This is a genomic window from Desulforadius tongensis (assembly GCF_016907915.1).
Classification (GTDB): Bacteria; Bacillota; Desulfotomaculia; order Desulfotomaculales; family Desulfohalotomaculaceae; genus Desulforadius; species Desulforadius tongensis.
Genome location: NZ_JAFBCW010000002.1, coordinates 70137 through 82767, shown reverse-complemented (window position 1 = coordinate 82767; position 12631 = coordinate 70137). Strand labels below are relative to the sequence as shown.

10 protein-coding genes and 1 other annotated feature are annotated in these 12631 nt (G+C 52.7%); of the genes, 3 read left to right on the top strand and 7 right to left on the bottom strand.

Going from position 1 to position 12631, the window contains the following annotated elements; genetic code table 11:
* Positions 1 to 68 precede the first annotated feature (68 nt).
* The 4 genes from ilvC to ilvD are packed head-to-tail and all read right to left on the bottom strand — an operon-like array spanning position 69 to position 4929.
* Entirely contained in the window at positions 69 to 1061 is a 993-nt protein-coding gene (ilvC, locus tag JOC37_RS01260; protein WP_204615029.1) for a ketol-acid reductoisomerase, read from the bottom strand.
* A 20-nt stretch (positions 1062 to 1081) separates the two neighbouring features.
* Positions 1082 to 1576, bottom strand: a complete 495-nt coding sequence (gene ilvN / locus JOC37_RS01255; RefSeq protein WP_204615028.1) for an acetolactate synthase small subunit — start codon at positions 1574 to 1576, stop codon at positions 1082 to 1084.
* Positions 1577 to 1587: 11 nt separating this feature from the next.
* A complete protein-coding gene (gene ilvB / locus JOC37_RS01250; RefSeq protein ID WP_204615027.1) occupies positions 1588 to 3249 on the bottom strand; it encodes a biosynthetic-type acetolactate synthase large subunit in 1662 nt (553 codons plus the stop codon).
* Between the two features lie 18 nt (positions 3250 to 3267).
* Positions 3268 to 4929 carry a dihydroxy-acid dehydratase gene (gene ilvD, locus JOC37_RS01245; protein WP_204615026.1) on the bottom strand — a complete coding sequence of 554 codons (1662 nt, stop codon included), beginning with the start codon at positions 4927 to 4929 and terminating at the stop codon, positions 3268 to 3270.
* A gap of 469 nt (positions 4930 to 5398) precedes the next feature.
* Positions 5399 to 5648, bottom strand: a binding site (T-box leader).
* 451 nt (positions 5649 to 6099) lie between these two features.
* On the opposite strand from ilvD, the gene JOC37_RS01240 reads away from it, so the two are divergent.
* The 3 genes from JOC37_RS01240 to JOC37_RS01230 are packed head-to-tail and all read left to right on the top strand — an operon-like array spanning position 6100 to position 8777.
* On the top strand, positions 6100 to 7068 hold the full coding sequence (locus JOC37_RS01240; protein WP_204615141.1) for an ABC transporter substrate-binding protein: 969 nt from the start codon (positions 6100 to 6102) through the stop codon (positions 7066 to 7068).
* Between the two features lie 10 nt (positions 7069 to 7078).
* On the top strand, positions 7079 to 8002 hold the full coding sequence (locus JOC37_RS01235) for an ABC transporter permease (protein WP_204615025.1): 924 nt from the start codon (positions 7079 to 7081) through the stop codon (positions 8000 to 8002).
* Positions 7980 to 8777, top strand: a complete 798-nt coding sequence (locus JOC37_RS01230; protein WP_204615139.1) for an ATP-binding cassette domain-containing protein — start codon at positions 7980 to 7982, stop codon at positions 8775 to 8777. Before JOC37_RS01235 ends, JOC37_RS01230 begins: the two co-directional genes overlap by 23 nt.
* A 182-nt stretch (positions 8778 to 8959) precedes the next feature.
* On the opposite strand, the gene argH is transcribed toward JOC37_RS01230, so the two are convergent.
* The 3 genes from argH to argF all read right to left on the bottom strand — a co-directional run bounded on the left by argH (position 8960) and on the right by argF (position 12614).
* A complete protein-coding gene (gene argH, locus JOC37_RS01225; protein ID WP_204615024.1) occupies positions 8960 to 10327 on the bottom strand; it encodes an argininosuccinate lyase in 1368 nt (455 codons plus the stop codon).
* Between the two features lie 4 nt (positions 10328 to 10331).
* Positions 10332 to 11540: an argininosuccinate synthase gene (locus JOC37_RS01220; protein ID WP_204615023.1), complete on the bottom strand. Its 1209-nt coding sequence runs from the start codon at positions 11538 to 11540 to the stop codon at positions 10332 to 10334.
* A gap of 126 nt (positions 11541 to 11666) precedes the next feature.
* Positions 11667 to 12614 carry an ornithine carbamoyltransferase gene (gene argF, locus JOC37_RS01215; RefSeq protein WP_204615022.1) on the bottom strand — a complete coding sequence of 316 codons (948 nt, stop codon included), beginning with the start codon at positions 12612 to 12614 and terminating at the stop codon, positions 11667 to 11669.
* Between the last annotated feature and the right edge of the window lie 17 nt (positions 12615 to 12631).

The following is a 12631-nucleotide window of genomic DNA, read 5'->3' as shown; positions in this document are numbered from 1 at the left end:
GTGGTTCAAAGTTAAAAGTTTAATCCAGCAGTTCAATTCGTTAAACCAAAACCCTTTACTACCCGCCCTTACTTCTTCAGCCAGGGCATCATTTTGCGCAGTTCTGCCCCTACTTTTTCCACCTGCAGCTGCCGTTCCCGTTCTCTCATGGCCTTAAACATCGGCTGGTGGGCCTGGTTTTCCAGCATCCATTCTTTGGCAAACTGCCCGCTTTGAATTTCCTGCAGAATTTTTTTCATTTCTTTTCTGGTCTCCTCGGTGATTACCCGCGGGCCCCTGGTGTAGTCCCCGTACTCGCAGGTGTTGCTCACCGAGCAGCGCATCATTTCCAGGCCGCCCTCGTAAATCAAATCCACAATCAGTTTCATTTCATGCAGGCACTCAAAGTAAGCCATTTCCGGCGCATAGCCCGCTTCCACCAGGGTATCGAAACCTGCTTTTATCAGCCCGGTTAAGCCGCCGCACAGTACCGCCTGCTCACCAAAAAGGTCTGTTTCTGTTTCTTCTTTAAAGGTGGTTTCAAAAACCCCCGCCCTGGTGCAGCCAATTCCTTTAGCATAGGCTAAAGCCAGTTCCCGGGCCCTGCCGGTGGCGTCCTGGTGTACTGCCACCAGCCCGGGTACACCGTTGCCCTCTTCATACATCCGGCGCACCAGGTGACCCGGGCTTTTGGGAGCCACCATAAACACATCCACATTCTTAGGCGGTACAATCTGGCTGAAGTGAATGTTAAAGCCGTGGGAAAACATCAGTGCCTTCCCTTCAGTAAGGTGAGGCTCAATTTCCCGGGTATAAACTTGACCCTGTACTTCGTCGGGCAGTAATACTTGAATAATATCCGCCCGGGCACATGCTCCGGCCACTGTGTCCACTTCCAAGCCCGCTTCTTCGGCCCTGGCCCAGCTGGCACTGCCTTGGCGCAGGCCCACCACCACATCCAGGCCGCTGTCTTTAAGGTTTAAAGCCTGGGCATGGCCCTGACTGCCGTAGCCCAGCACTGCAATTTTTTTCCCCTGCAGCAAATCTAAATTTGCATCGTGATCATAGAAAACTTTAGCCATTATTATTCCTCCCCAAGATGTTATTTTACTGTTGTATATCTAGCGCCTCTCAACATGGCGATTTTACCTGTTCTCATCAGTTCCTTAATGGTGTAGGGGCGAAGAGCCTCCTCCAAAGCGTTAATCTTATCTTCCGTCCCGGTGGCTTCAACAGTTAAAGTTTTGGGCCCGCAGTCCACAATTTTGGCCCGGAAGACCCCCGCAATCTGCATTACTTCCAGCCTGGCCGCCCTGTCGGCCTGTACTTTAATCAACACCAATTCCCTTTCCACATGGGGCTCTTTGGTAATGTCGTTTATTTTTATTACATCCACCAGCTTGTGCAGCTGCTTGGTCACCTGCTCCAGTGTACGTTCATCGCCTTCCACCACTATGGTCATGCGGGATATGGCCGGGTTATCGGTACGGCCCACCGCCAAACTGTCAATATTAAAGCCCCGGCGGCTGAACAAACCCGCCACCCTGGCCAGTACACCCGGGTTATTTTCTACCAACACTGCCAGCGTATGCAGCACAGCGGTCCCCCCTAACCCAACATATTGTTCAGCGCCTCACCGGGAGGCACCATAGGTACTACGTTCTCTTCCTGTTCCACCACAAAGTCCATCATCACCGGTCTGCTGCTTTTTACCGCCTGCTCCAGCACCGGCTTGATATCCGCCGCCTTTTCCACCCGGTAACCCTCAGCCCCATAGGCTTCGGCCAGTTTTACAAAATCGGGGTTAATCATTTCGGTATGGGAATAGCGGCGGTTGTAAAACATTTCCTGCCACTGGCGCACCATACCCAAATACCCGTTGTTCATTATGGCCACGTTAACCGGCAGTTCATAGTTTACCGCGGTGGCCAGTTCCTGAATGTTCATTTGAATGCTGCCATCCCCGGCTATGTCAAAGACCACTTCATCGGGACAGCCCACCTGCACCCCGATGGCCGCCGGAAAACCATAGCCCATGGTTCCCAAACCGCCGGAAGAAATGAAGGAACGGGGTCTGGTATAGGTGTAATACTGGGCCGCCCACATCTGGTGCTGGCCCACTTCGGTGGTAATGCGGGCCCGGCCGCCGGTAACGTTATATATTTCCTTAATTACCTGCTGCGGCTTGATGGTATCTTTCCCCGTTTCAAACTGCAGCGGGTACTCTTTTTTCCACTGCTTAATTCTATCCTGCCATGCCCCGGGCAGTTTGGCTGTCAGCCGCTCCAGCAGCTGTTTGAGCACTATTTTTAAGTTGCCAACAATAGCGATGTCCACCGGTACATTCTTAGACAGCTCCGCCGGGTCGATATCAATGTGAATAATCTTGGCATTGGGAGCAAAACTTTCCACTTTGCCTGTTACCCGGTCGTCAAAACGCACTCCCACCGCCAGCAGCAGGTCGCATTCACACACAGCGTAGTTGGCGTACCGGGAACCGTGCATTCCCAGCATCCCCAGGGAGAGAGGATGATCCTCCGGAAAACCGCCCAGCCCCATTAAAGTGGTGGTTACCGGGGCCACCATCAGCTGGGCAATTTGCTTTAATTCTTCATGGGCGCCGGCGCTGATCACACCGCCCCCGGCATATATCACCGGGCGCTCACTGGCCATAATGGCAGCGGCAGCCTGGTTAACCAGGTCTTCATCCCCCGAGGTGGGAGGTTTATATCCCGGCATACACAGGGGGGCGGGTTTTTCATACTCCGTTTCACCGGAAGAAATATCCTTGGGTATATCCACCAGCACCGGTCCCGGCCGCCCGGTGGTGGCCAGATAAAAGGCTTCCCGCACTATTTTGGTTAAATCCGCCGGGTCCTCCACCAGGTAATTATGCTTGGTTATCGGCATGGTAATGCCGGTAATATCAGCCTCTTGAAACGAATCCCGTCCCAGCAGGGAGGTAACCACCTGGCCGGTGAAGGCCACCAGCGGTACGGAGTCCATGTAAGCGTTGGCAATGCCGGTCACCAGGTTGGTTGCCCCCGGGCCGGAGGTGGCAAAACAGACCCCCGGTTTGCCGGTGGCCCGGGCATAACCGTCCGCTGCGTGGGCTGCCCCCTGCTCGTGCCTGGTTAAAATATGGTTTAAATCGGAATCATACAGCGCGTCGTATATCGGAAGCACCGCTCCGCCAGGATAGCCAAAAACGGTGTCTACCCCCTCATCTTGAAGGGCTTTTATTAACGCCTCCGCTCCGGTAAGTTTCATTAATACCACTCCCGCCTGCTATTTTTTGAACACCGCCCCGGTACCGGCCGATGATACCATTTGGGCGTACCGGGCCAAGTACCCGCTTTTTACTTTCGGTTCCGGCGGCTGCCAGCTGCTCAATCTCTGCTGCAGTTCCTCCGGGCTTAAATCAACATCCAGCCTGCAATTGGGAATATCAATATTAATGATGTCGCCGTCACGCAGGACGGCAATGGGACCCCCTTCCGCCGCCTCCGGCGAGATGTGACCGATGGAGGCACCCCTGGTGGCCCCGGAAAAACGCCCGTCAGTGAGCAGTGCCACATCTTTATCCAGCCCCAAGCCGGCCACCGTGGCGGTGGGGGAAAGCATTTCCCTCATTCCCGGGCCTCCTTTGGGGCCCTCATAGCGAATAACTATTACATCCCCCTTATTAATCCGCCCCTGCATCAGCGCCTGCTGGGCCTCCTCCTCAGAGTTAAACACCCGGGCCGGCCCGCTGTGCCGCAGCATTTCTTCAGCCACTGCCGAGCGTTTTACCACCGCCCCCTCCGGCGCCAGGTTGCCCCGCAGCACTGCAATGCCGCCGCTTGGGGCATAGGGGTTATCTATACTGCGAATAACGTCATAATTTAATACTCTGCATCCCCGTATATTTTCTTTAACGGTATTACCGGTTACTGTGAGCACTTCTTCTTCCAAAAGGCCCTTTCTGGCCAGTTCTGCCATCACCGCCGGGATGCCGCCGGCAGCATCCAGATCTTCGATGTGATGTTTCCCGGCCGGTGAAAGGCGGCAGAGGTTGGGAGTAGAAGCACTGATTTCATTAATTTTATCCAAATCCAGCGCTATACCCGCCTCACGGGCAATGGCCGGCAGGTGCAGTATGGTGTTGGTGGAGCAGCCTAAAGCCATATCTACCCGCAGGGCGTTGGTGATGGATTTTTCATTAATAATGTCCGCCGGTTTGATATCTTTTTCCACCAATTCCATCACTTTCATACCCGCCCTTTTGGCCAGCCTGGTTCTGGCCGCCGTCACCGCCGGTATGGTGCCGTTGCCCGGCAGGGCCATACCCAGCACTTCACACAGGCAGTTCATGGAATTGGCGGTAAACATGCCGGAACAGGAACCGCATCCCGGACAGGCACTGTTTTCCATCTCCGCCAGCTGATGGGCGGTCATTTTGCCCGCCTGGTATGCCCCCACCGCTTCAAACATGTTGCTCAATGAAACGGCCCGGCCATCAAATTTACCGGCCAGCATCGGCCCACCGCTGACCACCAGCGCGGGGATGTTCAGCCGGGCCGCCGCCATTAACATGCCCGGCACCACTTTATCGCAGTTGGGTATCAGCACCAGGCCGTCAAAGGGATGGGCCTGGGCCATAATTTCAATACTGTCGGCAATAAGTTCCCGGCTGGCCAGCGAGTATCTCATACCGCTGTGTCCCATGGCAATGCCGTCGCAAACAGCGATGGTGCCAAATTCAAAGGGCGTACCGCCGGCCATTCTGATTCCCGCCTTGACCGCTTCGGCTATTTCATCCAGGTGCCGGTGCCCCGGTACAATATCATTTTGCGAATTTACCACCCCGATCAGCGGGCGGTTGATTTCTTCATCCTCTAACCCCAGTGCTTTAAACAAACTGCGGTGGGGCGCTCTATTTAAACCTTTTTTCATTACATCGCTGCGCATATACCCTTCCCCCCTATGTCAATGTCTAATTTTTAGACATATGCCTGTTGCGAATATTTAGAATGTGCCCCTGCGGGCTGTAACTAAAAAACCCCTCGCCCGCAGTTATACAACTGCCAGGGACGAGAGGTATTACACCTTGCGCGTTACCACCCTGCTTGCACCCCCACCCGGAGATGCCGCTCGTACGCCTGTTTAACAGACACGGATTTGCTAACGGGTTCCTTCAACCCGGCCTCGCCTACTAAGCCGTACCTTTCAGCGGGCAGCTCCGGGGTGACCAACGCCTGATTTAAGCACCGGGCTTCCAGCAACCCCGGCTCTCTGGGGCTTAATTACCAGGCATCTATCCCCTTCATCACAGTTACTGCTGAAAATTTTAGTAACTAGTATACCTATTCATGAAGGGGGTGTCAAGAAAAAATTCCCGCCGGTAATTAAAAAACCTCTCGCCCGCAGTTATACAACTGCCAGGGACGAGAGGTATTATACCTTGCGCGTTACCACCCTGCTTGCACCTCCACCGGAGATGCCGCTCGTACGCCTGTTTAACAGACACGGATTTGCTAACGGGTTCCTTCAACCCGGCCCCACTTACTAAGCATCGCCTTTCAGCGGGCAGTTCCAGGGTGATCATTGTTTGTCTTTGGCACCGGTTCCCAGCTCCCCCGGCTCTCTGCAGCCCAGTTTCAAACAACTATCCCTTTCATCACCTTTGCCTATAAAGTTACTAACAAGTATACTTACTGATTTATGGGGTGTCAAGGATCTTTTGTGTTAAAAAAATGTTAAAACCAGATGTTTAAATATTGTCAATTATCACACCGCTGCCGGGTGATGAGAATAATACATTTTCTTGACAGTTAATCAGTTGTGTATTAACATTTAAGCAGCGGCAGAATGGATAGGTAGTTTGTAAATCAAAAAATGAATATGTTCAGCAGGTCAGGACGGTAGTTACGGTAGGAGAAGCTTATATCCTTATTAATACAGGTTATTTTTTACTTTTTTTGAGTGATAAAAAACTCCCGTCCGGGAGTTTTTATTTTTTATCAGTACAATTACATAGGCGCTGAGGCGGTGCGTACAAGTGCTGCCGGCTTAAAAGCGCAGCATTTTAAAAAATAGGGGGAGAGAAAATTGAAAAGCTGGAAAAAAGTTTTACTGTTAATGACGGTGGTACTGCTGACGGTGGCGGCAGTGGGATGCGGAAGCGGCAGCGATGCCGAAAAATCCCCAAAGGCGGGGGCGGTAAAGCTGGGTATTATTCAGATAGTTGAACACCCGGCTCTGGATTCAGCCCGGCAGGGATTTTTGGATGTGCTGGCTGAAAACGGCTACAAAGAAGGGGAAAACCTGGTTGTGGATTATCAAAACGCCCAGGGCGATCAGGGGAATTTACAAACCATCGCCCGCAAGTTTGTAGAGGACAAAAAAGATTTAATCCTGGCGGTGGCCACCCCTTCGGCCATGACCATGGCCAATGAAACCGATGAAATTCCTATTCTGATTACCGCGGTTACCGACCCGGTAAGTGCCAAGCTGGTAAAGAGCATGGAAAAACCGGGCACCAATGTAACCGGTACCACCGACATAAACCCGGTGGCAGACCAGCTGCAGTTGATTAAAGACATTGTTCCCGCAGCTAAAAAAGTGGGTATCATTTATAACTCCAGTGAAATCAATTCCAAGGTTCAGGTTGATATGGCAGATAAGGCCGCTCCCCGGTTGGGGCTGGAACTGGAAAAGGTAACCGTAACTACCAGCAGTGAGGTAATGCAGGCGGCCCAGTCACTGGTTGGCCGGGTGGATGCCATCTACCTGCCCACCGACAATATGGTGATATCGTCACTGCCGGCGGTGCTGAAAGTGGCGGAAGAAAACAAAATACCGGTTATAGCCGGTGAAATCAACGCCGTTAAGAACGGGGCGCTGGCCACCATCGGCATTGAATATTACCGGCTGGGCCGCACCACCGGTGAAATGGCGCTGGAGGTGCTTAACGGTAAGAACCCGGCCGAAATGGCCATTCAAGGTCAACAGGGCAGCGATGTAGTAATTAATTTGAAAGCTGCCCAGCGAATGGGTGTAACCATTCCCGATGAAGTAATTGCTAAAGCTAAAGAAATAATTAAGTAAGGTGATTTAATTGACAGCAAGTGTTTGGCTAGGCGTACTGGAACAGGGACTGTTGTGGGGGGTAATGGTACTGGGGGTGTACATCACCTTCCGGGTGCTGGACTTTCCCGATCTGACGGTGGATGGCAGTTTTACCCTTGGGGCAGCGGTGGCGGCCCGGGTTATTTTCGACGGTTACGACCCCTGGCTGGGGACCGCGTTGGCACTGGCCTGCGGGATAATGGCCGGCTGTGTAACCGGGTTTTTAAATACTAAACTGCGCATTGCCCCGCTGTTATCCGGTATTTTAATGATGATTGCGCTGTACTCCATCAATTTAAGGGTGATGGGTAATAAATCCATGCTGTCTTTACTGCGCATGGACACCATTTTTACCGGTGTTGCCGGCCTCGGGGTGCCCCAAAACCTGGCGGTGGTCACCCTGGGGTCGGTGGCGGTAACGCTGATATGTTATCTGCTGTATACTTTTTTACAAACCGAAGTGGGTATGGCCCTCAGAGCCACCGGGGACAACGAGCAGATGATCCGCAGCCTGGGGGTAAATACCAACACCACCAAAATTACCGGCCTGGCACTGGGCAACGGCCTGGTGGCACTATCCGGGGCGCTGGTGGCTCAATATCAGAGCTACAGCGACGTGGGTATGGGGATCGGTATGATTGTGGTAGGTTTAGCTTCCGTCATTATGGGTGAGGTTATATTTGGTCAGGGCACGCTGCTCAGATCCCTGGTGGCAGTGATTTTGGGTTCCGTGGTTTACCGGGCGGTTATTGCACTGGTAATGCGCCTGGGGCTGCCCACCACTGATTTAAAACTGTTTACCGCCGTGCTGGTGGTGCTGGCCATGTCTTCACCGATTATTAAAGAAAAGGTTTCGACATTACAATCCCGGGGAAAGGAGCGTGGGCAGGGTGCTGTCAATAACCGGTCTTAAAAAAACTTTTAATCCCGGCAGTGTTAATGAGCGGTTGGCGCTGGCGGGAATATCCCTGGAAATGCAGCCCGGTGACGTGGTAACGATAATCGGGGGCAACGGTGCCGGTAAGTCTACACTGCTGAATATGATTGCCGGGGTGTTTCCCGCCGACGAGGGAAAAATAATTATTGACGGCCAAGCGGTGGAATCACTGCCGGAACACGCCCGGGCATCATATATAGGCCGGGTGTTTCAAGATCCCATGATGGGCACCGCCGCCTCAATGACCATTGAAGAAAACCTGGCCATGGCCCTTAAACGGGGTGCCAAGCGCGGGCTGCGCCGGGGTATTAAAAACAAAGACCGAAACTTTTTCCGTGAACAGCTCAGTTTGCTGGGCCTGGGATTGGAAAACCGGCTTACCACAAAGGTGGGGCTGCTGTCCGGCGGCCAGCGCCAGGCATTGACATTGCTGATGGCCACACTGGTAACCCCGAAACTGCTGCTGCTGGATGAACACACCGCCGCCCTGGACCCCAACACCGGCCAAAAGGTGCTGCAGCTGACGGAAAATATCATTGAAAAAAACCGGTTAACCACCTTGATGGTAACTCATAACATGGAGGATGCCCTGCGCATTGGCAACCGCACCATTATGATGCATGAAGGAAAGATCATTCTAGACATCAGCGGCACCAAACGAAAAAATACCGGCATTTCCGATCTGCTGGAAATGTTTAAAAAAGCCAGCGGCCAAAGCATAACCAATGACCGGATGCTGCTGGCTAACTAAAAAGTTCAGCACATATAAAGAGCGTTTTTGCCCGGAGGCAAAAACGCTCTTTATTATGCTGCCCTGAAAAAATGTTATCTTACTAAGCCGGCGGCTTTTGTAATGTTCGCTCCTGCAGATGGCTGCCGGGGTTTTCATTCCCTGTTGGTGCCGCAAAGCGGCATGAGTGTCTACATTTCGCTTTATAATCTACTCCGGGCAGCATCGATGGCCGCCTGTACCGCTTCCGGTGCCGGGGCCCCTGCCACTTTGCGGGCTCTGACACACTGCTCCACGCTGATGGCTGTGTATACATCTTCTTCTATGCCGGGGTGCAGTTCCCTGTACTCTGCCAGTGACATTTCTGCCAGCGTTTTGCCCCGCTGAATGCAGTACAGCACTGCCCGGCCCACAATTTCATGGGCCCGGCGGAAGGGAACACCCTTCTGTACCAGGTAATCCGCCAGGTCCGTGGCGTTGGTAAAACCACCCCCGGCCGCAGCGGCCATATTTTCTTTTTTTACCTTCATGGTGGCCACCATGGGTTTAAATACCATCAGGCATTTCTTCACTGTGTCCACCGCATCAAAAAGGGCCTCTTTATCCTCCTGCATGTCCTTGTTGTAGGCCATGGGCAGTCCCTTCAGCATGGTCAACAGCGTCATCAAATCCCCGTACACCCTGCCGCTCTTGCCCCGGATCAGCTCCGCCGGGTCGGGGTTTTTCTTTTGCGGCATAATGCTTGACCCGGTGCTGTAGGAGTCATCCAGCTCGATAAAGCTAAACTCTGCCGAAGACCAGAGGATTATCTCTTCACAAAAACGACTGAGGTGCATCATAATCAATGCAGCGGCCGAGCAGAATTCCACCGCGAAATCCCTATCACTCACCGCGTCCATAGAATTCTCACTGATTTTACTAAAGCCCAGCTCCCGGGCCACAAACTGCCTGTCCAACGGGAAGGTTGTACCGGCCAGCGCCCCGGAACCAAGGGGCATCACGTCGGTGCGCTTGTAGCAGTCCTGCAGTCTTTCACTGTCCCGCTCAAACATCTGCACGTAGGCCAGCAGGTGATGGGCCAGTGTGACGGGCTGGGCCCGCTGCAGGTGGGTATACCCGGGCATAACTGTATCTTTGTTTTGCTCCGCTATATTTAACAGCGTTTCCCGCAGTTCTTTCAGCAGCTGCTGTATTTGTTTAATTTCATCCTTCATAAACATGCGGATATCAAGGGCCACCTGGTCGTTGCGGCTGCGGGCGGTGTGCAGTTTTTTACCCACATCACCAATGCGCTGGATAAGAAGCTGCTCTACGTTCATATGTATATCCTCAAAAGCCACGTCAAATTCCACGCTGCCCGCTTCAATATCCGCCAGTATGGCCTTCAGACCGGCCACAATTTGTTCTGCCTCCCGGTCACTGATAACCCCTACCCTAGCCAGCATTTTGGCATGGGCAATGCTGCCGGTGATGTCATATTTGTACAACCGCTGGTCAAAGGAGATGGAAGAATGAAAGTCATCCAACAAGCGGTCTGTATTTTTTTGAAATCTACCACCCCAGAGTTTCATGATGTTACTCCCCGCTTTTATTCTTCCGTTCCATCAGAGCCCGCACTTTTAACGGCAGGCCAAAGAGGTTGATGAATCCTTCCGCATCGGCCTGGTTGTATACTTCATCGGCTCCGAAGGTGGAAAACTCTTCGTTGTATAGTGAGTAAGGCGACCTGGCACCGGCCGGTATGATGCTGCCCTTGTACAGCTTCAGCTTAACTGTGCCGGTGACGTTCCGCTGGGTTACATTTACAAAGGCGTCCAGTGCTTCTCTCAAAGGAGTAAACCACAGGCCGTCATATACCAGCTCTGCATATTTCAAAGCCACCTGCTCTTTATAATGCATGGTAGCCCGGTCCAGCGTCAGCAGTTCCAGCTCGCGGTGGGCCGCCACCAGTATGGAACCGCCGGGGGTTTCATACACGCCCCGGGACTTCATTCCCACCAGGCGGTTTTCCACCATGTCTACAATTCCCACCCCGTTGGCACCGCCAATGTCATTTAGTTTTTCCAGCATGGTCACCGGGTCTAAACCTTCCCCGTTTAATTTAACCGGAATCCCTTCTTCAAACTCCAGTTCAATTAAAGTTGGCTTGTCCGGGGCCTTTTCCGGCGGAACCGTCAGCACCAGCACATCATCGGGGGCACCCAACCAGGGGTCTTCCAAATCCCCGCCCTCGTGGCTGATGTGCCACAGGTTGCGGTCACGGCTGTAGATGCTCTTTTTGGTTACCGGTACCGGAATACCTCTTGACTGGGCATAATCAATGGCATCCTCCCGGGAACGGATATTCCACTCCCGCCAGGGGGCGATAATTTTTAAATCCGGGTTCAGTGCTTTTATCCCCAGTTCAAAACGCACCTGGTCGTTTCCCTTGCCGGTGGCCCCGTGGGCAATGGCCACCGCGCCTTCTTTTTCGGCAATTTCTACCAGTTTTTTGGCGATTAACGGCCTGGCCATTGATGTTCCCAACAGGTATTTACTTTCGTACACCGCTCCCGCTTTTAGGGTCGGGTAGATATAGTCTTTAACAAATTCTGCTCTCAAATCTTCAATGTAAATTTTGCTGGCACCGCTGTTGATTGCCTTTTCTTCCAGCGGGGCCAGTTCTTCGCCCTGACCCAGGTCGGCGGTCACGGCAATAACTTCATAACCGTAGGTTTCTTTTAACCAGGTTATAATTATCGATGTGTCTAAGCCGCCTGAATAAGCCAGTACCACTTTAGCCATATATTTCTCTCCCTCGACTTACAAAAGTAATAATTATTCACAACAATTATAAATTATACTATATCATCGTCAGTTTTACTACCCTGAAAAATGCTGCAGTTCTAAGCCGGTGTTCGCTTAAATTCCTTAGTCAGCCATTAAAAGGGTCAGTACAGCCTTTTGGGCGTGCAGGCGGTTTTCTGCCTCGTCCCAAACCACCGAATGGGGACCATCGATTATTTCTGCCGTTACTTCCTCGCCCCGGTGGGCGGGCAGGCAGTGCAGGAATATGTAATCCGGTTTGGCGTGGGATGTTAACCGGCTGTTTACCTGATAAGGAGTAAACACTTTCACCCGCTGTTCTGCCTCTGCCTCCTGCCCCATGCTGGTCCACACATCGGTTACCACTACATCGGCACCGCTAACTGCTGCCACCGGGTCAGTGAGCACTTCCACCCGGCCGCCGCTGCCGGCACAGGCTTCTTTGGCCAGTCGAACAATGGTATCGTTGGGCTGATAGCCCCGGGGTGATGCCACTGCCACATGCATGCCCACTTTACTGCCTCCCAGCAGCAGGGAGTGGGCAATGTTGTTGCCGTCTCCCACGTAGGCCAGTTTCAGCCCTGCCAGTTTACCCTTGTGTTCTTTTATGGTCAGCAGATCAGCCAGTATTTGGCAGGGATGGGTAAGGTCGGTAAGCCCGTTTATTACCGGTATATCGGCATGCCGCGCCAGTTCTTCCATATCGCTTTGGGCAAAGGTGCGAATCATAATCCCGTCCACAAACCGGGACATCACCCTGGCCGTGTCGGCCACCGTTTCACCCCTGCCCAGCTGAATGTCCTTACTGGATAAAAACAGGCTCCGGCCGCCCAACTGGTACATACCCACTTCAAAGGAAACCCTGGTCCTGGTGGAGGCCTTTTGAAAAATCATGGCCAGGGTTTTACCCTGCAGGTACGGTGTGGGAATGCTGCTTTTATGTTTTTGCTTTATGTGCGCAGCCACTTCCAGAATGGTTTTTATTTCGTCGCCGCTGTAATCTGCCAGTGTGAGCAGGTGGCGGCCTTTGAATTTGTTTTGTAGTGCAAGCACCTGTCCATACCCCTTTT